This window comes from Micromonospora chaiyaphumensis (assembly GCF_900091435.1).
GTDB classification, from domain to species: domain Bacteria; phylum Actinomycetota; class Actinomycetes; order Mycobacteriales; family Micromonosporaceae; genus Micromonospora; species Micromonospora chaiyaphumensis.
Genome location: NZ_FMCS01000002.1, coordinates 487,604 through 509,522 on the forward strand (window position 1 = coordinate 487,604; position 21,919 = coordinate 509,522).

Genomic DNA, 21,919 nt, shown 5'->3' on the forward strand with positions numbered 1-21,919 from the left:
GCGTCTCTTCCTGGTCAGCGGCGCAGGCCGCGGGTCGGGTCGGTCAGGTCCACACCGAACTCGCGGAACCAGTCCTCCGGGGTGAGGTTGCCCGCCTGCGCCCGGCGGACCAGGTCCGAGCCGCCGAGCACATCACTCATCAGCTCCTGCTGCCGCTCGGCGAAGGCCGCGTACGCCGCGTCGATCGCGGCCTGGAGCGACTCCGCCAGGGTGTAGCTGTCCAGCCGCATCGCCCGGGCGTTGAGGTCGATGCCGCCGACCTTCATGTCACCGTCGACCGTCACCCGGACCAGGCCGTCCGGGCTCTCCCCGGTCACCCGCAGCTCGGCGCGCTGCTGCTGGAACTCCGCCAGCCGGCGCTGCTGCTCCTGCGCCTGGCGCAGCAGGTTCTCCACGGCGCCGCCGCCGTAACCCCACGAGGTGCTCACGACTGTCCTCTCCTCGACTTGACGGTCCGGCCGACGCTACCGGACCCGATCATCGGACGTCCGTCCCGTCAGGCGGGCTCGGTCCAGGCGGTCTGGATGAGCTGCTGGCCGTCCCGGCGGCGGACCAGGGTGCCCCGGCCCGGCGGCTGCGGGCTCGGCCGCAGGTTGCCGAAGACCGCGCCCTCCTCACGGCTGCCGGACATGAGCAGGCCGGGCGAGTCCAGCTCGCGCAGCCGTTGCAGCACCGGCTCGTAGAGGGCGCGGGCCACACCACCCACCCGGCGGGTGATGATCAGGTGCAGGCCGATGTCCCGCGCCTGCGGCAGCAGCTCGTGCAGGGCGCTGAGCGGGTTGTTGCCACCGGAGGCGACCAGGTCGTAGTCGTCCACCAGGATGTAGAGCTCCGGCCCCTTCCACCAGCTCCGGTCGCGCAGCTGGGCGGTGGTCACGTCCGGCCCGGGCAGCCGGTTCTGCAGGGCGCTGCGGATCGAGCCGAGGCCCTGGCTGAAGACCTGGTTGGACGGCGCGTAGTCGAGCAGGTGGTCGCCCTCCACCGCGCCCAGCAGGCCACGCCGGTAGTCGGCGATGACCAGCCGGGCCTGGGCGGGGGTGTACCGCTCGGCGATGCCCCGGGCGATCAGCCGCAGCAGGTTGGTCTTGCCGCACTCGGCGTCGCCGAACACGGTCAGGTGCGGCTCGCTGGTCAGGTCCAGGTAGACCGGGGCGAGCGCCGACTCGTTGACGCCGATCGGGATGCCCGGTGCCGACCGGTCGACCACCTTCGCCAGCTCGGTGACGGCCAGCTTGCGCGGCAGCAACCGTACCTTCGGCGCCGGACGCCCCGGCCAGTTGGCCGCGACGTGCCCGGCCAGGGCGACCGACGCCTCGGTCAGGTCCTCGATGTCGCGCTTGCCGTCGATCCGCGAGATGCCGGTGAGGAAGTGCAGCTTGTCGCGGGTGAGGCCGCGGCCGGGCGTGCCGACCGGCACGTTCTGCGCGGCCCGCCGGTCGATCTCCGACTCGGCCGGGTCGCCGAGCCGCAGCTCCAGCTTGGTGCCGAGCAGGTCCCGCATGTTGATCCGGATCTCCGCCCACCGCACGGCGGTGATCACCACGTGTACGCCGAAACCGAGCCCGCGGTTGGCGAGGTTGGTGATGGTCTGCTCCAGCTCCTCGTACTCCTGGCGCAGCGTGTTCCACCCGTCGATCACGAGGAAGACGTCGCCGAACGGGTCGTCGGCGAACTCGCCGGCCGCCCGGCGCCGGCGGTAGCTGGCCACCGAGTCGATGCCGTGCTGGGTGAACCGGTTCTCCCGCTCGTCGATGACGGCGACCACCTCGGCCACCGTCCGGCGGACCGCCTCGACGTCGCGCCGACCGGCCACCCCGGAGGTGTGCGGCAGCCCGTCCAGGCTGCGCAGCGCGCCACCGCCGAAGTCGAGGCAGAAGAACTGCACCTCCCGCGGGGTGTGGGTGAGCGCCAGCGAGGCCAGCATCGTGCGCAGCATGGTGCTCTTGCCGCTCAGCGAGGCGCCGACGATCACCACGTTGCCGCCGGCGCCGGACAGGTCCACCATCATCGGGTCGCGGCGCTGCTCGTACGGGCGGTCGACGATGCCGACCGGCACGGTGAGCCGGCCCCGCCCCGGCCAGTTGGCGGTGGTCAGGCCGAACGTCGGGTGCACGGCCAGCGGGGGCAGCAGCTCGGCCAGGGCCGGCGGCTCGGCCAGCGGCGGCAGCCAGACCTGGTGCGCCGGGCGGCCCCGCTCCTTGAGCCGGTCGATGAGCACGTCGAGCATGGCCACGGCCTTGCCGTCGCCGGTCTGCTCCGGCTCGGGCGCCGTCTCGGCGGGGCTCGGCAGGGCCGGCGCCGGCACGTAGTCGATGCCGTAGGGAACGATCCGCCGCTGCACCTGCGCCCGGGTGGACCGCTGCACCTGCCCCGGCGCCCGGTACGGGCCGGACACGTAGGCGGCCCGGAACCGCAGCATCGTGGTCGTGTCGGTCTTCAGATAGCCGTGGCCCGGCGCGTTCGGCAGCTCGTACGCGTCCGGCACGCCCAGCACGATGCGGCTCTCCACCGCCGAGAAGGTCCGCAGACCGATCCGGTACGACAGGTGGGTGTCGAGTCCCCGGAGTTTCCCCTCCTCCAGCCGCTGCGACGCCAGCAGCAGGTGGACGCCGAGCGACCGGCCGAGCCGGCCGATCATCACGAAGAGGTCGATGAAGTCCGGCTTCGCGGCGAGCAGCTCGGAGAACTCGTCGCAGATGATGAGCAGGCTGGGCATCGGCTCCAGCGGCTCGCCCGCGGCCCGGGCCTTCTCGTAGTCGTAACGCGAGACGTAGTTGCCGGCCGCCCTCAGCACCTCCTGCCGGCGGTTCATCTCACCGGCCAGCGCGTCCCGCATGCGGTCGACCAGCGGGAGCTCGTCGGACAGGTTCGTGATGACCGCGCTGGTGTGCGGCAGCGCGTCCAGCGAGGCGAAGGTGGCGCCACCCTTGAAGTCGACGAGGACGAAGTTGAGCTCCTCGGACGAGTGGGTCACGGCCAGCGCCCCGACCACCGTACGCAGGAGCTCGCTCTTGCCGGAACCGGTCGCGCCGATGACCAGGCCGTGCGGGCCCATGCCCTCGTGCGCGGACTCCTTGAAGTCCAGCTCGACCACGTTGCCGTCCGGCCCGACGCCGAGCGGGATGCGCAGCCGGTCCCGGTGGCTGCGCGGCCGCCAGGTCTGCTGGGTGTCCACGGTGGCCGCGTCGCCCACGCCGAGCAGGTCCGGCAGCTCCATGCTGCGGGCCAGCGGCTCCTCGGTGCTGGCGCCCTGCTGCTGGGAGAGCCGGTAGGGGGCGATCTGCCGGGCCAGCCCCTCGGCGGCCGCCATGCTGAGCCGGTCCGGCCGGCCCAGCCGGGACGTGGCCGTGCCGCGGACCAGGTCCAGCCCGCTGCCGTCGCCCGCGTCGAGGCAGAGCAGCCAGCGGCCGGCGTCGCGGGGCACCGCGCCGGACAGGTCGATCACCGTGGCACCGAGCAGGCCCGGCCCCATCAGCGCGCAGGTCGACGAGACCTCGCCACCGTCGAGCACCACCACGAGGTGCGGCGCCGTGGTGAGCGGCTTCGCCTCCGGGGCGAACCGGGGCCGGCCGCCCAGCTCGTTGGCGAGCGCCGCCTCCGCCTCGGCCAGGCTCGCGAAGACCATGCGGCGGGCGCCCGCCGCGTCCGTACGCCCCGGGTGCTGGGCGTGCGGCAGCCACTTCACCCAGTCCCACACCGGCTGCCGGTCGGGCGCGGCCACCACGGCCACGAGAAGGTCGTCCGGCGCGTGGAAGGTGACGAGCTGGCCCAGCGCGGCCCGGGCCAGGTCGAGCACCGGCTCGCGGTCGCCACGCAGCGCGATCCGGCTGAACGCGCGCAGCGAGAGCGCGGTGGGCAGGTCCGGCACGCTGGAGTGGGCCCGGACGAACCGGCGCAGCGCGATGGCGCTCATCGGCTCCAGGTCCTCCACCGGCTTGGTCTCCGGCGGCACGATCTCCACGGCCAGCCGCTGCGGGCCGAGCGCGATGCGGGCCTCGCCGAAGTCGTCCTCGGTGATCCGCCGCTCCCACAGTCGGCGCGAGGCGGCGACCGACCACAGCGCGTCGGGCTCCGGGTGCCGCCAGGTCATCGCGGAGCGCTGCTGCTCGGCGGCCCGCCGGGTGCGCTTGCGCATCTGGGCCAGGTAGCGCATGTAGTCGCGCCGCTGGGCGTTCAGCTCGGCCTTGTCGTTGCCGCCGTTGCCGAGCGTGCCGACCGCCATGCCCAGCATCGACACGCCGAACAGGCCACCGGCCACGTACGTCATCATGCCGCCGCCGCGGCCGGCGTAGAGGAACGCCATGGCGCCGACGCCGCAGAGCATCGGCAGGATCATCAGCACCTGACCCATGCCCTTGGCCTGCGGCTCCGGCAGCTCGGGCGGGGACTCCAGCAGCACCTCCCCGCGCGGCAGCGCGGGCCCCGGTTGACGCGGAAGCCGGCGGAACACCACCGTGCTCAACCTTGTCTCCTCCCCAGAAGCGGCCCTGCACGTCGTCGGCCGACGCACCCGAGTCGTCGGGTGGGCAACCTGTGCGACCGCCATCGTAGGTAATCTCCCGGAGGCGCCGTGGACCCACGGGGGCGGCGCGCGCGGCCGAGGTGGATCGTAGGCGAGCACGAGGAGGCCACAGTGGCGACGAAGACGGCGACCGGCGGGCTGAGCCGGATCACCATCGTGGCGCCGCGGACCAGGATGGATCTGGCGCTGCCGTCCGACGTGCCGCTGGCCGACCTGTTGCCGACACTCCTGCGTTACGCCGGCGAGGATCTCGCCGACGAGGGTGTGCGGCACGGCGGCTGGAGCCTGTCCCGGCTCGGCGGGCAGCCGCTCGACGGCGGCCGCACCGCCGCGCAGCTCGGCGTCCGCGACGGCGAGGTGCTCTACTTCAACCCGCGCGCCGCCGCCGCGCCCGAGATCGTCTTCGACGACGTGGTGGACGCGGTCGCCACGGCGACCAACCAGCGGGCCGGCGCCTGGCAGGTCGGCACCACCCGGGCGTTCTCGGTGCTCCTCGCCGGGGCGGCACTGGCGGCCGGTGCGGCGGTGACGCTGTTCGCCGGCCCACCGCAGCTGCCCGGCGCGCTCGCCGCGCTGGTGGTCGCGGTCGCGCTGCTGGTCACCGCCGCGGTGCTGTCCCGGGCGGCCGGCGACAGCCGGACCGGCGCCATGCTGGCGATGGGCGGCCTCGGCTACGCCGCGATCGGCGGCCTGCTGGTGCTCGCCGGGGACCGGCGGCTCGCCGAGCTGGCCAGCCCGCACGTGCTGCTTGCCGCGACCGCGGTGGTGCTCTTCGGCGCGGTCGCCGCGCTGGCCGTCGGTGACCGGCTGCCGCTCTTCCTCGGCGCGGTCGGGGTGGGCGTGGCGGTCGGCTTCGGCGCGGCGCTCTGCCTGGCCTTCGGCATCGGGGCGGCGGCCGCCGCCGCGGTGGTGGCGACGGTGGCGTTCGGCGCCCTGCCGGCGCTGCCGATGATCTCCTACCGGCTGGCCCGGCTGCCGGTGCCGTCGATCCCGACCGGCCCGGACGACCTGAAGAGCGACACCGAGTCGGTGGACGGCCCGCAGGTGCTGCGCAACAGCGAGCGGGCCGACGCGTTCCTCACCGGTCTGCTCTGGACGGTCTCGGTGCTGGTGCTCGGCGGCGAGCTGGTGCTCGCCGACAACGGCCGGCTGCCGGCCGTGCTGCTCTGCCTCGTGCTGGCCCTGCTGGCGCTGCTGCGGGCCCGCCCGTTCCTGGGCCGCGGCCAGCGCACCCCGGTGCTGCTGGCCGGCACCGTCGGCCTCGGGCTGGCCGCGGCGGCCACCTTCGGCGCCAACCCGCTCTCGGTCCGGCTCGGGCTGATCCTGGGCGGCCTGCTGGTGGTGGCCGTGATCAGCCTGATCTACGGGCTCACCGTGGCGGGCAAGCGGATCTCGCCGGTCTGGGGCCGCACCCTAGACATCGTCGAGATCCTGCTGATCGTCGCCCTGGTTCCGCTGGCCGTCTGGGTCTGCGGCCTCTACGGCTGGATCGTCAACCTTCGGCCGTGACCGTGCCCATCGCGGTGCCCACCGGCGCCGTGGCGTAGACGCCCGGGCCGTGCTGGCCGTCCAGCGGGCGGGCCGGCACGCCGGCGCGGCGGGCCACGTCCCGGACGACCTTCACCAGCGCCTCGGCGTGGCCGTCCATGGCCGCCACCCGGAGCAGCGGCGGGAGCTGCCGGCCGCCGGGAAGCACCACGGCGGCGACCGTGTGCGACGGGGCGGAGGTGGCGGTCACCGCGTCGACCAGGGCGCCCAGCGAGCCGTTGGGGCGGACCCGCAGCGCCAGGCAGCGCTGGGTCCAGCCACCGCCGCGCAGGCCGCTCCAGCTCTCCACCGGGGACTCCGGGGCCAGGTCGAGCCCGGCGCCGGAGACGACCGCCGCGTGCAGCTCGTCCCGGCCGAGCACCCGGTGGCCGAGGCCCGCGGCGTTGAGCGCCTTGCCGAGCCGGCCGACGCCGGCCGCGACGGTGCGGTGCACGCCGCGCATGCCGCCGCCCCGGCTCACCGTCTCGGTGCGGGCGTCGGCGACGGACAGGCGCAGCGCCACCCACACCGTGCGGTGCGCCGCCGGGGGCGCGCCGGGCGCCGGGTACCAGACGAGGGTGTGCGAGACGACCTGGGTCTGGGTGACCGGCGCGGTGAAGTCGGCGAGCACCGCGAGCGCCCGGTCCAGCACGGCCGCCTCGATCGACCCGGCCGGCGTGCCGGGCCGGCCGGTCAGCGCCACGGCGGCGAACCAGCCCCGGTCGTCCTGGCCGATGCCGAGCCGGGTGCCGCGCTCGGCCAGCTCGACGACGGACAGCTCCGGTGCGAGCGCGGCCAGCCGCGGGTCACCGGCCGGCGCCGCGCCCCGGGCCGCGTTCCGGCGGCGGCGCAGGCGGCGGCGGAGCATCAGGTCCTCGTACCACCAGCGGCCGCCGCGGCGGGCGAAGGCGGCCACCACGGCCAGCAGCGCCAGCACGGCGACGACGGCGAGCAGCCAGGACGGGCCTCCGGTGGCGAACCAGACGGCGAGCGCGGCACACTCGAGCACCACGAGCTGGCCGACGACCACCGGACCGAGCCGGCCGCGGCGGCGCCGGTCGACGGGGGTGACCGGTCGGTCCGCCGGCACGGCGGGGGCGGTGGCCGTACGACCGGGTGGCGCCTGGACCTGGGTCATCGCTGAGCGTCCCTTCTGGACATCCTGGGCATCCGCCGGTGCGGTGCGTCGGCGGGGGCCGGGCGGGGTCCCGGTGAACCGTCGACGGACCCTTATCGTAGGGAAGCCCGCGGCGGCGTTCGGACCTGATCGCCGCGGACCCACCCCTGCCGGAGGTTAGTCATGCGGACCCGCCGCGATCAGGTGCAGGCGTACCGCTTCGTCACCCGCCGGATCGTCTCGGCGCTGCTCTCCGGCGACCCGGAGACCAACGACCTGCCGATGCGGCGCCTCGGCATGGCGGTGTTCGGCAGCGTCATCGCGGCCGCCGTCGTGCTCGGCGGCGCGGGGGCGTACGGGCAGTTCACCAGCAACTCCGCCCCGCTGGAGCCGAACACGCTGGTGATCGAGCGGGAGACCGGGGCGACCTACGTCTTCACCGACGACAAGCTGCTGCACCCGACGCTCAACTACGCGTCGGCGCGGCTCATCCTCAACGACGCCTCGACGCCGGTCCGCACCGTGTCCCAGGCCTCGATCAAGGACCGGCCGCGGGGCCGGGCGGTCGGCATCGTGGGCGCGCCGGACGACGTGCCGGACAAGAAGTCGCTGGTCGGCCTCCCCTGGTCGGTGTGCGACGTGCCCGACCCGAACGATCCGCAGCGCTCCACCACCCGCCTGGTGATCGACCGGCCGCTGCCCGGCGGCACCCCGCTCACCGACCGGGCGGTCCTGGTCAAGGCGAACGACGCGCGCTACCTGCTCACCGGCGGCGCGCGGCTGCGGGTGGTCGGCGACGAGCAGGCGCTGGTGGCGTTGAAGATGGCCGGCGCGGCCACCCTCACGGTCGGGCAGCAGTTGCTCAACGCCGTGCCGGTCGGCCCGGCGCTGCGCAAGCCGACCATCGACGGCGAGGGCGGCCCCAGCGGGCTGACCGTCGGCGACCGTCCGGCCCGGGTCGGCCAGGTCTACCGGGCCGCCGGCCAGTACTACGTGCTGGCCAAGCAGGGCCTGGTGGCGATCCGGGAGGTGACGGCGCTGCTGCTGCTCGGCGGCGGCGGTCAGGTCACCGACATCACGCCGGACCAGGCCGGCCAGCTCCTCACCGACCAGCGGCTGGAGGCCGAGGGGCTGCCCGACCGGCTGCCCACCCTGCACGAGGTGCGCGCCGGCCGGACCGTGCTCTGCGCCACCTACCGCTCCGGTCCGGCCGGCCAGCCGACCACCACCCTGGAGGTCTTCGACCAGCCGCCGGCCGAGCTGACGGCGGCGACCGGGGTGCCCGCGCGGCAGAGCGGCCGCGACGCGGTGCGGACCGCCGAGAGCGTGCTGCTGCCCGGCGGCAAGGGCGTGCTGGTGCAGACCACGGCCGGGGAGAGCGGCACGGCGGCGGCCGGCTCGACGGTCTACCTGATCACCGCGCAGGGTGTCCGGTTCCCGCTCGGCACCGCCTCGGGCGACGCGAAGAGCGCCCTCGGATACGGCGACGTGACCCCGCTCGCGGTGCCCGCGTCCCTGCTGGCGCTGGTGCCGACCGGGCCGACGCTGGAGCGCGAGGCTGCGATGAACCACTTCGATCCGGGTGCGGTGCCCGGCGGCGGTGCGACGCCCGGGCCGGCCGACGACACGGCCCCGGCGCAGGGCGGATGACCTGAACGGGATTGGTCCGAAGTGGATGCGGCTCGATGACGGGTCGCCCCGGCTGGCCCGGTTCGACTAACCTGAACGTGGCCAACGGTTCTCGACGATGACTACGGGGATGCAGCCATGAGCGGGCGCACGACAGTAGACGTACTGTCCTTGGAGGACTTCCACCAGCGGCTCGAGCGCCGGCTGAGCGAGGCGGAGTCGGTGTTGAAGAAGCTCAACACCGAGATGCAGTGCCGGCCGCCGGCACTCGGCACGTTCACCGACGCCACCGACAACTCCCGTCGCTACTCCGAGACGCACCAGAGCTACGTCAACCACGTCGAGCGGTTGCGGCGCGCGATCGTGGCCGCCCAGAAGGCCACCAAGACCATCATGACCAACTACAAGACCGCCGAGGCACGCAACGCGGCCGCCGCGGCCGACATCGTCGCCGCTCTCTCCGGGCTGACCGAGGCGATGAAGCCGAAGGGAGAGGATCCGCGTGTCTGAATACACCCAGCGCTACGAGCACGTCAGCCACAAGGAGCTCTACCAGGGCGTCAACGCCGGCGACCCGAAGCAGATCGACGGGCTCAGCGCCCAGTGGACGTCGATGAAGGGCACCCTCGACGACCTCAGCCGGGACCTGACGGGCGACCTCGACGCGCTGCTGAAGACCTGGACGGGCGACGCCGCCCGCGAGTTCCACCGCCGGCTCAACCTGGTCGCCGACTACTCCGGCAACCTTGCCGAGGGCATGACGGGCATCCGGCAGGGGCTCGACATGATGGCCGGCGAGCTGCGCACGGCCCAGGCCAAGGCGGAGAGCCCGGAGGAGACCGACGACAACGACAAGCTGCTCTCCGGCGCCGGGAAGGGCTTCCTGGTCGGCGGCCTGCCGGGCGCGGTGGTCGGCGGCATCGTCGGCCACGAGCAGGACAAGGCCGAGCAGGAGAAGGCGCACCAGCGGATGGTGCAGGTCGTCGCGAAGCTGGCCGAGGGCTACGACTTCTCGGCCTACGGCCGCATCGTCGTGCCGGAGCCGCCGGATTCGGGGCTCCCGGGTCACGGCGATCCCACGGACCCGACGCTGAAGAGCGGCCCGTCGGTCGGCACCCCGTCGGCGGGGCCGGGTGTCGGCAGCTTCGGCCCCGCGGCCAACGGCACCGCGACGACCTCGGGCGTGCACCACACCGCCCCGGGCAGCGGCACCGTGGGCGGCGGCGCGCCGGGCGGTGACACGGCGGGCGGGCAGCCCGGCGCCGGCACCCCGGGCACCATCGGTGCGGGCGGCACGGTCGAGCCGACCGGCACCTCGCTCGCCGGTGCGGCCCCGCTGACGACGGGCCCGACCACCGGCCTGGCGGGCGGCCCCGGGCTCGGCGGCACCAGCCAGACGCTGCCGACCGCCGGGGGCGGCGGCTCGCTCTACGGCATGCCCGGCGTGCTGGGTGGCACCGGGTCGCTGGCCAGCTCGGGCGGCGGCTCGGCGACCTCCGGCCGGGTCGGCGGGATCGGCGCGGAGAGCCGGTCGGCCGCCGGCACCGGCCGCCTCGCCTCCGGCCGCGGCGTGACGATCGAGACGGAGAGCCGCACCACCGGCAAGGGCGGCACGACCGGGCGGCCCGCCATGGCCAGCCGCAACGGCGTGCTGGGCGCGCGCGGCGACGGGGACGACGAGTCCGAGGGCCGGCTGACCTGGCTCACCGAGGACGAGATGGTCTGGACCGACGGCGAGGCGGCTCCGCCGCCGGTGCTCGGCGGCAACTGACCGCAGGTTCACGACGGCGCGGCGTCCCCCACGGGACGCCGCGCCGTTTCGCGTCGGGCGGCCCGGTAGGGGTTCGTCCACAGCGAATCGTGGGACGGGTCACGTCGGCCGGGAAGATCGTCGAGCTGCATGAGGCGGAACTGACCGATAGGTTGAAACGGTGCTGCCCGTAGCGTTCGCCTCGTCCCTCTGGACGGCGACGCTGCGCAGGATCGCCCGCACGGCCGTGACCGCACTGGCCGTCATCGCCGGCGTCGCCGGCCCGGCCGCCACGCCGGCCGCCGGCCACCTCCACCCGACCGCGTCGGCCCGCCCGGCCGTCGATCTCCGGGTCGACGCTCCGGCCACCGGCCCCGTCGACGTGGCCCGGATCGGCCGGCAGGCCACGGAGGCGTCCGGCATCCGGCCCGCCGCCGACTCCCCCGCCCGGCTCGCGTTCGCCGCGCCGGCCCCGGCCGGTCCGCCGCACCGGGCCGTCGCCGACGTCGCCGCGCCCGCCGCGGGCACGGTCGTCGTGGCCGCCTCCGACCCCGGCCGGGCCGCCATCGCCCGCCGCGGTCCGCCGCGCGCCTGACCGTGCCGCCCCCCGGGGTACGCCCCGGCGCCGCCGCACCGCTCCCCGTCGCACCCCGCCGCTGTCCTGTTCGCGTGCGTCGCGACCCGCCCGTCGACCGGGCCCGACCGCTGACTCCGACCGTTCCACCACGAGGTGCTGGTGATGCAGACCGTCTTCTCCACCGTCCTGCCCGACGTTCCCCGGGCCGCCGTGATCTGGCTGGCCCTGCTCGCCGTGGCGGCGATCGTGGTCGCCGCCCTGATCGTCCGCCCGGACCGGTTCCGGTCGGTGTTCGGCGACCGCATCAGCGAGGCCGCCCGGCCGAGCAGCATCGAACTGGCCGAGCAGGCCCGCGAGCACGCCCGGGAACAGTCCCGGTACGCGCAGGAGGTGGCGGTGGCCGCGTCCCGGGCGGCGGCGACCGCCGAGCGGCGCCGGGCCGAGTGGTTGGCCGCTCAGGAGGAGGTCGAGGAGGCGTGGCGGGTGTACGAGGCGGCGGAGGAGGACGTCCGCCGGCTGGCCGCCGCGGCGGCGCTGCCCCTGCCCCGGACCGTCCGGACCCCCGCCGAGTACGCGGACCGGGAGCGGTGGCTGCACCGGGCGGCGCTGGACGCCCAGTGGCGCAAGGAGATCACGGTGCAGCAGCTCAGCGACATCCTCGGCCACCGGGGCTGGGATCCGCGCCGGCACCCGGTCGAGCAGGAGCTGCTGCTGCGCCGGCTGGTCCGGGACAACCTCCGGGCCCGCCAGGAGGCCGCCCTGGAGCGGGAGCAGGCCGCGTGGCGGGCCGCCGAGCTGGCCGCCGCCGCGGCGCGGAGCCTGCGCGACGAGGCGTACGCGGCGACCCGCCCGGCCACCGAGCCGAACTCCTCGCTGTCCATCGTGGAGCTGACCGGGCCGGAGGCCACCCGTGAGCTGCCGACGTCCACCCGGGCCGCCGAGACGACCCGCGAGCTGACCCCGGTGGCCCGGGGGCGGGCGGCCGTGCCGGCGTACTGACGCCTCCGGGCGGAGCTGGCCCGGCTCGGTTAGCGTGATTTCGTGTCCCGTGAAGCCTGGGTACTTGTCGTGCTCGCCGCCGTCGCCGCACTGGCGACGCTGGTCGGGGCGGTGCTGCTCGCCGTCCGGGTGGTCCGCACCCGCCGCATGCTGGGCGCGCTCGGGGTCGGCGGCAAGGTCGCCTTCTACGGCGCGCTGATCTACACGATCCTGCCGGTGGACGTGCTCCCCGACCCGATCTACCTGGACGACATGGGTGTGCTGGCCGGTGCGCTGATCTACCTGGGCCGGCTGGCCGCCAAGCAACGGGCGGCGCAGCGCGCCGCCGGGGACGCGTCGTCGGGAACACTGCCTGCCGCCCCGCCCACCGGCCCCCGACGGTGACGGCGTTACTTCTGGTCGAGCCAGAAGCGGCGGGACTGACCGGGCTCGTTGTAGATCAGGTACAACCGGGTGTCCTCGTCCGTCTTCTCGACCTGGAGCGGAACCCCGTAGCCGTCGAGGGTGACCATCACATACTGACTCCCGTACCGGTCGGGATTCGACAGGCGCCAGCCGCCCGACCCGCTCCACGGTGCGGAAAAACGGGCCGGAACCTGAATCTGCACCGGCAGGTTCAGCGCCGCGAAGCCGCTGTCGTCGCGAAGGCTCAGGGACGCGCCGTCGGCGCCGCCCCAGTCGCCGACCACGTCAGCCGGGATCGCTCGTGGCGCCTCCCGGAGCACGAAGCGGATCGCGACGTACCCACCCAGCCCCAGCAACAGCACCACCACCGTGGCCGTGGCCGACAGCACCAGAACCAGTCTCCGGCTCACCATCACCCCGATCGCCCGACGCCCGATCCCGCTTCACCAATCCGACGAACACCACCGTATGAATGTCCCGGGTTCACCCGCTGCCCGCCCGGCGGTGAACAGGGTCACAGCGGACGCACCTCGCGGCGGTGAGGCCGCTTCGCGGCGAACGACCTTCCGGCGTGTGAGGATCGTGTCGATCGAGGAAGGGGGCGACATGGCGGGCGACCACCGGCTGGACCCACACGATGAGCGGGTCGCCCGGTTCTTCCGTGACCGCCACCTCGCCACGCTGACCACCCTGCGCGCGGACGGCACCCCGCACGTCGTACCCGTGGGGGTCACCTTCGACGCCGACGCGGGCCTGGCCCGCGTGATCACCTCCGGCACCTCGGCCAAGGCCCGGCACGTCGCCGCGGCGGGCCCGGCGGGCACGCCCGTGGCGGTCTGCCAGCTCGACGGCCGCTGGTGGCTGACCGTGGAGGGCCGGGCGGTGCTGCGCCGCGATCCGGAGTCGGTGGCCGAGGCCGAGCGGCGGTACGCCGCCCGCTATCGCACCCCGCGTCCGAATCCGGAGCGGGTGGTCATCGAGATCGCCGTGACCCGCCTCCTCGGCAGCCTTCCCACCGGCACCGACTGACCCACCCGTCACCGCGCCGGCGACCCGCCCGCGCCCGATGTCCGGTTAAACCGTGACGACCGCCACCTGCGGAAATCGGGGCCGGCAGCGGCCCGTTGCACCTCTCGTACGAGCGAAACCAACGAGCGATACCAGCGAGCGGGCGGCAGGCCCGCCGCCCCCGGTGAGCGAGCGGGGCCGCGCCCTGGAGCGCACCGAGAATCCCCGAGGCACGCCGAGCGCCACTCCCGGTGCCGCGTCTCCGGACCCCGGCGACGTCTACCCCCGAATGGAGCTTCGACATGAACTCGATCTTCCGTAAGAGCATGCTGTCCGTCGCCGGCCTCATGGTGTGCGGCGGGACCGTCGTCGGTCCGGCTGTCGCCGCGCAGGCCGCGCCGGCGACCGCCGGCAAGGGCAAGGGCGAGCGCAGCGCCGGCTACGAGTACGAGGCGCAGCCGAACTTCTTCTACTGCGGCCCCGCCTCGACCCGGATCGCCCTGTCGGCCGAGGGCAAGGAGGTCAGCCAGGACGAGCTGGCCGCCAAGCTGGGCACCACCGAGAACGGCACCGACTCGGCCATCGACATCACCCGGGTGCTGAACGAGTACACGGGTGGCAAGTACAAGACCACCGAGATCCGGGACGACGTGGCCACCAAGGAGCAGGTCGAGCGGCTGCGGGCGGACGTCCGGGCCGCCGTGGACCAGGGCCGGCCGGTCGTCGCCAACATCCTGGGCGGCGCGCTGGACATCGACGGTGTCGAGCACAGCTACCCCGGCCACTACCTGACCGTGGTGGAGTACAAGGACGACGGCAACACGGTGCTGATCGCCGACCCGGCCAGCCCGAACGAGCCGACGTACTGGATGGACGTGACCGAGCTGGCCAACTGGATCGCCGGCCGCGGTTACAGCTCCTGACCGAGCATCGAAGGGCCGGTCTCCCCGAGCGGGAGGCCGGCCCTTTCCGTCTCCGGCCCCGGGGCGGCCCCGTTAGAGTCTGACCGTGCCGCGACCGGTGATCTTCGACCTGTTCCACACCCTGGTGCCCGGTGGGGACCCCGAACGGGACCGGGTGGTCGGTGAGATGGCGCTGATGGTGGGGGTGGAGCCGGCCGCGCTGGTCGAGGCGTACCACGCCACCTGGCGGGACCGGATGACCGGCTGGGACGCCGCGGAGACCGTACGCGTCCTGGCCCGGCGGCTCGGCGGCACGCCCACCGAGGAGCAGGTGGCCCGGGCGGCCGCGCACCGCCGGGAGCTGGCCCGGCGGCTGCTGGGCCGTGTCCGGCCGTCGACCCTGGCGGTGCTGGACGCGCTGCGTGCCGACGGCCACCCGATCGGGCTGGTCAGCAACGCCACCGCGGAGACCGCCGAGGCGTGGCCGTCGACCGGCCTGGCCCGCCGCTTCGACGTCTCGGTCTTCTCCAGCGACGTGGGCCTGGCCAAGCCCGACCCGGCGATCTACCGGCTCGCGGCCGAACGCCTCGGTGTCGCGCCGGGCGACTGTGTCTTCGTCGGCGACGGCGCGGACGGCGAGTTGGCCGGCGCCGCGGCGGTCGGCATGACGGTGGTCCGGACGACCGAGCACAACGACACCGACCCGAGCTGGGCCGGCCGGGCGCTGACCGCCCTCGGCGAGCTGCCCGACCTGCTCCACGAGCCGGCCCGGGGGCGCTGACCCGGCGGCGCCCTCCCGCCACGGGGACGGGAGGGCGCCGGGAGCCGCCGGTCAGTGGGTGAGGATCTGGGCCAGCACCTCGTGCACGTGGGTGTTCGGGTGCTTGCCGGTGAACTGCTCGGCCAGCGGCCCGTACGCGGTCACCGGCACGTCGGCGCCGGTGTGGCCGCTGGTCGTCCAGTCCAGCTTGAAGCTCTGGCTGCTGCCCTTGATCGCGAAGGGACCGTCCTCGGCCGAGATGCCGTCACCGGACTCGTCGGAGGCGTCGGTGTCCTCGACGGTCAGGCCGCCGCACTCGTGGTCGCCGGTCACCACGACGAGGGTGTCCGGGTGGCCGGCCGCGTAGTTGCGGGCGACCGCGACGGCCTTCTCCAGCTCGCCGAGCGCCTGGAGCATCCGGGTGCCGTTGTTGTTGTGGGCGAACTCGTCGATGCCCTCCTCCTCGACGAGGAGGAAGAAGCCCTTCTTGTTCGTCGACAGGGTCGAGAGCGCCTTCTCGGTCATCGTGGCCAGGCTGGCCGGCGGGGCGTACACGTCGCCCTGGCCCTCGGGCCGCTGCTGGAACAGCTCCTCGTTGCCGAAGAGGCCGAGCAGCTTGCCGCCCTTGGCGGCCTGGAGCTCGGCGGCCGTGGAGACGTACCGGTAGCCCTTGCTCTTCGCCTCGGCGATCAGGTCGCCCTTGGTGCCCTTGCTGGCCTCGGACGGGTCCTCGGCCGGCTGGTCGGGGTACGCGCCGGCGGTGCCGGCCGGCAGCCACCAGTCCTCGCCACCGCCCAGGATCACGTCCGGCCGGGTGACCTCCAGGTACTGCCGGGCGATCTCGTCCTGCTTGCCGCGGTCGGCCGTGTTGGCGAAGAAGGCCGCCGGGCTGGCGTCGGTGACCTGGGCGGTGGTGACCAGGCCGGTGGACTTGCCGGCCGCCTTGGCCTGGGCGCCGAGGACGGGCAGCGGGTTGCCGTCCACGTCGACGCTGATCGCGCCGTTGTAGGTCTTCTCGCCGGTGGCCCAGGCGGTCGCCGCGGCGGCCGAGTCGGTGATCGGCGTCTTCGGGTCGTGCGGGCTGGTGGTGAGCTGGCCGGAGTAGGGCAGCTTGTCCATGGTGAGCTGGCCGTCGAGGCCGGCCAGGTAGAGGCGGGCCGCCTCGCGCTGGGCGGCGGCCATGCCGTCGCCGTTGATGAAGATGACGTTGCGGGCCTTGCCCTTCGCCACGCCGGCGTCGGCGGCGGTGATCGGGTTGGCCAGGCTCAGTCCGGCGGCGGCCACTGCCCCGGCGACGACGGGGGCCAGCAGCCAGCGGCGGGAACGGAATGTCACGGGTTTCCTCCTGGCGGATGGAACGTTTGCAGGCCCCACGCAACCGCAGCCACCGGCCGGGCAGTTGGCCGGCGGATTAACGGGCGGCGGCCGTTGCCGGGACTTTTGTCGCCCGAGGCAACGGCAATCCGGCTGGTTCGGCCGACCGCACGGGGGTAGTGGCCCAGGCAAGCCGTTCCGCAACCCACCGGTAAGGGGCTACCAAGATGACCGACGTACAGACGGAACGGGACGTCGTCGACGTCCTGATGACCGACCACCGCGAGGTCGAGGCGATCTTCGTCGAGCTGGAGAGCCGGCAGGGCACCCCGGAGCACCGGCGCCGGCTCGCCGACGTGGTGATCGCCGAGCTGGTCCGGCACTCCGTGGCCGAGGAGGCCTATGTCTACCCGGCCGCCCGCAAGGCGCTCCCCGACGGCGACCAGCTCGCCGAGCACGAGATCGCCGAGCACTCCGACGCCGAGCGCACCATGAAGGAACTCGAGTCGCTGGATCCCTCCGAGCCGCGCTTCGACGAGCTGCTGACCCAGCTCACGGCGACCATCCGCCACCACGTGCAGGACGAGGAGGCCGACCTCTTCCCGCGGCTGCGCGCGGCCTGCGCCCGCGAGGAGCTGGTCGAGCTGGCCGGAAAGGTCGAGGCCGCGAAGAAGTCGGCGCCGACCCGCCCGCACCCGGCGGCGCCGGACCACCCGCCGGCCAACAAGCTGCTCGCCCCGGGCACCGGCCTGGTCGACCGGATGCGGGACGCGCTCAGCGGCCGGCCCACCTCCATGCGGGAGCTGCGCGAGAAGAACTGACCCACCGACCGAGGCGGCCACGCTCCCTGCCCGGGGGCGTGGCCGCCGCCGCGTGTCAGGGGGTCTGGGGGTACGGGTCGAGCGGTCGCTCGAAGAAGCTCTCCAGCACCACCACGGTCTGCGTGCCCGTGACGCCCTCGACCTGGAACAGCCGGCGCAGGCTGGCCTGGAGCTGCTCGGGCGTGCCGACCCGGATCTTCACGAGCAGCGAGGCCGGGCCGGCGATCACGTGCGCCTCCTCCACCTCGGGCAGCGCGGCGAGCGCCTCGCGGGTGGGCCGGTCGCCCATCCAGGCGTTCGCCTCCACCAGAACGAACGCCAGCACGCCCCGGCCGACCGCGGCCGGGTCGACGTCCACCGTGGTCCGCCGGACCACCCCCTGCTCGCGCAGCTTGCGCACCCGCTCGTGGACCGCGCCGGTGGAGAGCCCGACCTGCCCGGCCAGCGCCGCGTACGACTGGGTGGCGTCGTGTTGCAGCGCCGCGAGCAGCTTCCGGTCCACATCGTCCACGACCACGCCTCCGTTCGGTGTTCTGCCTCACGGCTGATTCTCGTTCGGCCATGTTAGCGTCATGCCGAACATCAGTCACGGGCGGAGGCGGTCGGCATGGATCGGTTCAGGACGCGTTTCGAGGTGCGGGACGAGCGGTTCCGCCGGGTCAACGGCGACGAGTGGACGGAGTGCCTCTGGACCGGCGGCCGCTGGCTGGAGGGGCCGGCCTGGTTCCCCGCGGGCCGTTACCTGGTCTTCAGCGACATCCCCAACGACCGGCTGCTGCGCTGGGACGAGACCACCGGGGCGGTCGGCGTGTTCCGCCAGCCGGCCGGCTACGCCAACGGGCACACCGTCGACCGGCGGGGACGGCTGGTGAGCTGCGAGCAGGGCGGGCGGCGGGTCACCCGGACCGAGGCCGACGGCACCGACACGGTGCTCGCCGAGCGCTGGCGCGGAAAGCGGCTGAACAGCCCCAACGACGTGGTCGAGCACTCCGACGGCTCGATCTGGTTCACCGACCCGAGCTACGGCATCGACAGCGACTACGAGGGCCACCGGGCCGAGAGCGAGATCGGCGGCAACCACGTCTACCGGGTCGACCCGCACGACGGCGAGGTGCGCCGGGTCGCCGACGACTTCGGGCAGCCGAACGGGCTGGCGTTCAGCCCCGACGAGTCGCTGCTCTACGTGGTCGACACCCGGGCGAAGCACCTGCGCCGGTTCGCCGTGACCGAGGGCGGCACGCTGCGCGGCGGCGAGGTCTTCGCCACCTGCGACGCGGGCTCCTTCGACGGCGTACGCCTCGACGAGGCCGGCCGGGTCTGGGCGGCCGCGCACGACGGGCTGCACTGCTTCGACCCGGACGGCACGCTGCTCGGCAAGCTGCACCTGCCGGAGGTGGTCGCCAACTTCACCTTCGGCGGCCCGAAGCGCAACCAGCTCTACATCTGCGCCTCCAGCTCGCTGTTCAGCCTGCGGGTCAACGTCAACGGGGCGCGATACCCCGGCCGGTGACGGTCAGCCCTCCGGGGCGATCCGCCGGAGGCTCTCCTCCTCGGAGACCACGATCGCCTCGACGGGGCAGGACTCCGCCGCGTCGAGCACCGACTCGTCGGCGGCGATCCGCTCGGCCACCGGCCGGGACAGGCCGTCGACCAGCACGAAGTGCCGCGGCGCCACCCCGGCGCAGATCCCCGAGCCGATGCAGCGGGTCGGGTCGACGTGCAGCCGCCACTCGATCTCTCCGCTCATGCGCCCTCCCCCGTCCCGGCCCGGGTCACCAGGCCACCGGCATCGCCACGAGGCCCCGCACCAGCAGGCCGCTCTTCCAGGTCAGCTCCTCCACGGGCACGGCGAGCCGGAGGCCCGGGGCCCGGTCGAGCAACGTCTCCAGCACCACGCGCAGCTCCATCCGGGCCAACTGCGCGCCGACGCAGTGGTGCACGCCGTGCCCGAAGCCGAGGTGCGGGTTGACCTGGCGGGTCAGGTCCAGCCGGTCGGCGTCGGCGAAGACGGCGTCGTCCCGGTTGGCCGCCGCGATGTTGACCACCACCGGTTCGCCCGCCCGGACCAGCACCCCGCCCAGCTCGACGTCCTCGGTGGCGTAGCGGGGGAAGGCCGCCGTGGCGCCGAGCGGGATGAACCGCATCAGCTCCTCGACGGCGACCGGGACCAGCTCCGGCCGGTCCCGCAGGGTGTCCCAGGCGCCGGGCGTGGTGAGCAGGACGTACACCATGTTGGGGATCTGGGTCACGGTGGTCTCGTGGCCGGCGGCGAGCAGCCCGGCGGCGAGGGTGACCAGCTCCTCCTCGGTGAGCCGGTCGGCGTTGTCGTCGCGCGCCCGGACCATGGCGCTGAGCAGGTCGTCGGTGGGTTCCACCCGGCGCCGGGCGACCAGCCCGCCCATGTAGGCGAGCAGGTTGTCGACGTACTGCTGGGCCAGCTCCGGCTCCAGCGACGTGGTCGAGACGATGGCCTCGGACCAGGTGTGGAACCTGTCCTGATCGGACACCGGCACGCCGAGCAGGTCGCAGATCACCCGGATCGGCAGCGGCGTGGCCAGGTGCGCCACCAGGTCGGCGGGCGGTCCGGCGGCGAGCAGGCCGTCGACCAGCTCGTCGGCGACCGCCCGGGTGCGCGGCCGCAGTTCCTCGACCCGGCGCGCGGTGAACGCCTTCGCCACGAGCCGGCGGAGCCGGGTGTGCTCCGGCGGGTCCATCGAGAGGATCCCGGTCTCCTGCTGGCGCGGGGTGTTCCGCGGCTCGTCGCGGCCGACCGACGCGGCCCGGCTGAACCGGGGGTCGCCGAGCACCGTCTTCACGTCGGCGTGTCGGGTGGCCAGCCAGGCCGGCTCGCCGTAGGGCAGTTGGACCCGGACCAGCGGCTGCTCGCGCAGCTCGGCGTAGCGGGCGTCCAGGTCGAGCCGGACAGGGGCGTTGAACGGGTAGCGCTGCGGGATGGTCGCCTGGGAAGTGTCGGTCACCGGCTGGCTCGCTCTCGTCCACGGCACCGCGGGCGGTGCGGGTCGACTCCGCACGACTCGACGCTGAGTCATGCCCCGACTGCGGATGGTAGCGAGAGTGGTCGATGAAGACCAGAGGGCGATTCCGGTCTTCGGGACGACGATCCCGGGCCGCCCGCGCGGGACGGCCCGGGATCGGAGCCCGGTCAGCGGCCGGTGTCGCCCTGACCGGTCCGCTGCTGGGCCATGTCCACGCCCTTGTCGATCTGCTGGTCGTACTTGCCCTGGGTCCGCTTGTCGGCCATGTCGCCGCCCTTCTCGATCCCCTGGTCGACCTGCTTGTCGTGCTTGTCGGCGAAGTCCTTGGCCTTGTCCATGAAGTCACTCATGTCGGTTCTCCCTTCGATACCGTGAATGCCTTCCCTGGCGCCGGCGGCACAAACTCACCCCGTCCCATGGGTGCCCGGGTGTCGGATTCGCGTGCGTCGGGTACCAACGGCCACGATCGAGGAGGCGACGTGGACGAGGACGCTGGAACGCCGCAGCCGGCGGCACCGGGCCGAGCGGCGGGCCCGCGGCAGGCTTGGGCCGGGCTGCCCTGGCCGGTACGGACGGCGGTCACCTGGGGCGCCTGTCTCGTGGTGGTGGTCGCCGCGCTCTGGCTGCTCGGGAAGATCGCGGTGCTGCTGGCCCCGCTAGCCGTGGCGCTGGCCGGCACGCTCTTCCTCACCGCGCTGCTCGACCCGGTGCTGCTGCGGCTGCGCCGGCTCCGGGTGCCCCCGGCGCTGGCCGCCCTGCTCAGTGTCCTGCTGCTGCTCGGCGTCCTGGTCGGCGTCGGCGCGCTGGTGTGGAACCTGACCGCGAGCCAGTTCGGCGAGCTGAGCCAGCAGCTCGACCAGGGTCTGGAGCGCAGCCGGGACTTCGTCACCTCCAGCCTTCCCGTCACGGACGAGCAGCTCGACCGCCAGATCGAGCAGATCCGGAACGGGCTGAGCGGCAGCGCCCCCGACCCGGTCGCCGGGGCCCGCACCGCCGCCGAGGTGGCCGGTTCACTCCTGCTGGGCCTCGTGCTGCTCTTCTTCCTGCTCAAGGACGGCCGGTCGATGTGGCACTGGGTGCTGCGCCGGATGACCGGGCCGCGCCGCGACGTGACGGCCGAGGCGGGCCGGGCCGGCTGGCGGACGCTGGGCGCGTACAGCCGGGGCACGATGATCATCGCGGCGATCGACGCCATCGGCATCGGGCTGGCGCTGGTGCTGCTGCGCGTCCCGCTGGCCCTGCCGCTCGCGCTCATCACCTTCCTCGGCGGCTTCGTGCCGATCATCGGGGCCACCGTGGCCGGTGCCATCGCGGTGCTGGTCGCCCTGGCCGCCAACGGCCCGACCACCGCCCTGCTCACCCTCGCCGCGGTGATCGCCGTGCAGCAGATCGAGGGCAACCTGCTGGAGCCGCTGGTGATGAAGCGGCAGGTGCAGCTCCACCCCGCCGTCATCCTGGTGGTGGTCACCGCCGGCACGCTGGTGGCCGGCATCGCGGGTGCGTTCGTCTCGGTGCCCATCGCCGCGGTCACCTGGCGGGTGCTGGACACCGTGCAACGCCACCGCGCGGCCCTGCCCGACTGACCCGCCCGG

At 74.2% G+C, this 21,919-nt stretch carries 22 protein-coding genes; 13 read left to right on the top strand and 9 right to left on the bottom strand.

Going from position 1 to position 21,919, the window contains the following annotated elements:
• Nucleotides 1-14 precede the first annotated feature (14 nt).
• Together GA0070214_RS08125 and eccCa are read right to left on the bottom strand one after the other, a co-directional pair.
• Nucleotides 15-428, bottom strand: coding sequence for a YbaB/EbfC family nucleoid-associated protein (locus GA0070214_RS08125; RefSeq protein WP_091260917.1), 414 nt, complete (start codon nt 426-428; stop codon nt 15-17).
• Nucleotides 429-496: 68 nt separating this feature from the next.
• The gene (gene eccCa / locus GA0070214_RS08130; RefSeq protein WP_091260920.1) at nt 497-4,462 is read right to left on the bottom strand and encodes a type VII secretion protein EccCa; all 3,966 of its coding nucleotides are present in this window, start codon (nt 4,460-4,462) and stop codon (nt 497-499) included.
• A gap of 171 nt (nt 4,463-4,633) precedes the next feature.
• Between eccCa and eccD the strand changes: the two genes are divergently transcribed.
• Nucleotides 4,634-6,031 (top strand): type VII secretion integral membrane protein EccD, encoded by a 1,398-nt coding sequence (gene eccD / locus GA0070214_RS08135; protein WP_091260922.1) that lies wholly within the window; start codon nt 4,634-4,636, stop codon nt 6,029-6,031.
• On the opposite strand, the gene GA0070214_RS08140 is transcribed toward eccD, so the two are convergent.
• Nucleotides 6,015-7,187: a type VII secretion protein EccE gene (locus tag GA0070214_RS08140; protein WP_091260925.1), complete on the bottom strand. Its 1,173-nt coding sequence runs from the start codon at nt 7,185-7,187 to the stop codon at nt 6,015-6,017. The two genes, eccD and GA0070214_RS08140, sit on opposite strands and share 17 nt — an antisense overlap.
• Before the next feature lie 162 nt (nt 7,188-7,349).
• Here GA0070214_RS08140 and eccB point away from each other — a divergent pair, with 162 nt between their 5' ends.
• From eccB to GA0070214_RS08170, 6 genes are all read left to right on the top strand, one after another.
• Nucleotides 7,350-8,816 carry a type VII secretion protein EccB gene (gene eccB / locus GA0070214_RS08145; RefSeq protein WP_091260928.1) on the top strand — a complete coding sequence of 489 codons (1,467 nt, stop codon included), beginning with the start codon at nt 7,350-7,352 and terminating at the stop codon, nt 8,814-8,816.
• 117 nt (nt 8,817-8,933) lie between these two features.
• Complete coding sequence (locus GA0070214_RS08150; protein WP_091260930.1) at nt 8,934-9,305, top strand: hypothetical protein; 372 nt, start codon at nt 8,934-8,936, stop codon at nt 9,303-9,305.
• Nucleotides 9,298-10,566 (top strand): WXG100 family type VII secretion target, encoded by a 1,269-nt coding sequence (locus GA0070214_RS08155; RefSeq protein ID WP_091260933.1) that lies wholly within the window; start codon nt 9,298-9,300, stop codon nt 10,564-10,566. Before GA0070214_RS08150 ends, GA0070214_RS08155 begins: the two co-directional genes overlap by 8 nt.
• 160 nt (nt 10,567-10,726) lie before the next feature.
• Nucleotides 10,727-11,140, top strand: a complete 414-nt coding sequence (locus tag GA0070214_RS08160; RefSeq protein ID WP_091260935.1) for a hypothetical protein — start codon at nt 10,727-10,729, stop codon at nt 11,138-11,140.
• Between the two features lie 144 nt (nt 11,141-11,284).
• The gene (locus GA0070214_RS08165; RefSeq protein ID WP_091261472.1) at nt 11,285-12,121 is read left to right on the top strand and encodes a hypothetical protein; all 837 of its coding nucleotides are present in this window, start codon (nt 11,285-11,287) and stop codon (nt 12,119-12,121) included.
• A gap of 42 nt (nt 12,122-12,163) precedes the next feature.
• Nucleotides 12,164-12,505: a YkvA family protein gene (locus GA0070214_RS08170; protein ID WP_091260937.1), complete on the top strand. Its 342-nt coding sequence runs from the start codon at nt 12,164-12,166 to the stop codon at nt 12,503-12,505.
• Between the two features lie 5 nt (nt 12,506-12,510).
• On the opposite strand, the gene GA0070214_RS08175 is transcribed toward GA0070214_RS08170, so the two are convergent.
• Nucleotides 12,511-12,915 carry a hypothetical protein gene (locus tag GA0070214_RS08175; protein ID WP_139141773.1) on the bottom strand — a complete coding sequence of 135 codons (405 nt, stop codon included), beginning with the start codon at nt 12,913-12,915 and terminating at the stop codon, nt 12,511-12,513.
• A 217-nt stretch (nt 12,916-13,132) separates the two neighbouring features.
• On the opposite strand from GA0070214_RS08175, the gene GA0070214_RS08180 reads away from it, so the two are divergent.
• The 3 genes from GA0070214_RS08180 to GA0070214_RS08190 all read left to right on the top strand — a co-directional run bounded on the left by GA0070214_RS08180 (nt 13,133) and on the right by GA0070214_RS08190 (nt 15,217).
• Nucleotides 13,133-13,555 (top strand): pyridoxamine 5'-phosphate oxidase family protein, encoded by a 423-nt coding sequence (locus tag GA0070214_RS08180; protein ID WP_091260941.1) that lies wholly within the window; start codon nt 13,133-13,135, stop codon nt 13,553-13,555.
• 281 nt (nt 13,556-13,836) lie between these two features.
• Nucleotides 13,837-14,457 (top strand): C39 family peptidase, encoded by a 621-nt coding sequence (locus GA0070214_RS08185; RefSeq protein WP_091260943.1) that lies wholly within the window; start codon nt 13,837-13,839, stop codon nt 14,455-14,457.
• A gap of 85 nt (nt 14,458-14,542) precedes the next feature.
• The gene (locus tag GA0070214_RS08190; RefSeq protein WP_091260944.1) at nt 14,543-15,217 is read left to right on the top strand and encodes an HAD family hydrolase; all 675 of its coding nucleotides are present in this window, start codon (nt 14,543-14,545) and stop codon (nt 15,215-15,217) included.
• A gap of 51 nt (nt 15,218-15,268) precedes the next feature.
• Here the strand turns inward: GA0070214_RS08190 and GA0070214_RS08195 are convergent, their stop codons facing one another.
• Nucleotides 15,269-16,531, bottom strand: a complete 1,263-nt coding sequence (locus GA0070214_RS08195) for an alkaline phosphatase (RefSeq protein ID WP_091260946.1) — start codon at nt 16,529-16,531, stop codon at nt 15,269-15,271.
• Nucleotides 16,532-16,737: 206 nt separating this feature from the next.
• On the opposite strand from GA0070214_RS08195, the gene GA0070214_RS08200 reads away from it, so the two are divergent.
• Nucleotides 16,738-17,331 carry a hemerythrin domain-containing protein gene (locus GA0070214_RS08200; RefSeq protein WP_091260948.1) on the top strand — a complete coding sequence of 198 codons (594 nt, stop codon included), beginning with the start codon at nt 16,738-16,740 and terminating at the stop codon, nt 17,329-17,331.
• A 55-nt stretch (nt 17,332-17,386) separates the two neighbouring features.
• Here the strand turns inward: GA0070214_RS08200 and GA0070214_RS08205 are convergent, their stop codons facing one another.
• Nucleotides 17,387-17,848 (bottom strand): Lrp/AsnC family transcriptional regulator, encoded by a 462-nt coding sequence (locus GA0070214_RS08205; RefSeq protein ID WP_244167597.1) that lies wholly within the window; start codon nt 17,846-17,848, stop codon nt 17,387-17,389.
• Nucleotides 17,849-17,938: 90 nt separating this feature from the next.
• Here GA0070214_RS08205 and GA0070214_RS08210 point away from each other — a divergent pair, with 90 nt between their 5' ends.
• Entirely contained in the window at nt 17,939-18,841 is a 903-nt protein-coding gene (locus GA0070214_RS08210) for an SMP-30/gluconolactonase/LRE family protein (RefSeq protein WP_091260950.1), read from the top strand.
• Nucleotides 18,842-18,844: 3 nt separating this feature from the next.
• On the opposite strand, the gene GA0070214_RS08215 is transcribed toward GA0070214_RS08210, so the two are convergent.
• The 3 genes from GA0070214_RS08215 to GA0070214_RS08225 form a co-directional block, all read right to left on the bottom strand.
• The gene (locus GA0070214_RS08215) at nt 18,845-19,078 is read right to left on the bottom strand and encodes a ferredoxin (RefSeq protein ID WP_091260952.1); all 234 of its coding nucleotides are present in this window, start codon (nt 19,076-19,078) and stop codon (nt 18,845-18,847) included.
• A gap of 25 nt (nt 19,079-19,103) precedes the next feature.
• Nucleotides 19,104-20,309 (bottom strand): cytochrome P450, encoded by a 1,206-nt coding sequence (locus GA0070214_RS08220; RefSeq protein ID WP_208602682.1) that lies wholly within the window; start codon nt 20,307-20,309, stop codon nt 19,104-19,106.
• A 185-nt stretch (nt 20,310-20,494) separates the two neighbouring features.
• Nucleotides 20,495-20,677: an antitoxin gene (locus GA0070214_RS08225; RefSeq protein WP_091260955.1), complete on the bottom strand. Its 183-nt coding sequence runs from the start codon at nt 20,675-20,677 to the stop codon at nt 20,495-20,497.
• Between the two features lie 129 nt (nt 20,678-20,806).
• Here GA0070214_RS08225 and GA0070214_RS08230 point away from each other — a divergent pair, with 129 nt between their 5' ends.
• A complete protein-coding gene (locus GA0070214_RS08230; RefSeq protein WP_091260957.1) occupies nt 20,807-21,910 on the top strand; it encodes an AI-2E family transporter in 1,104 nt (367 codons plus the stop codon).
• The last annotated feature ends 9 nt before the right edge of the window (nt 21,911-21,919 follow it).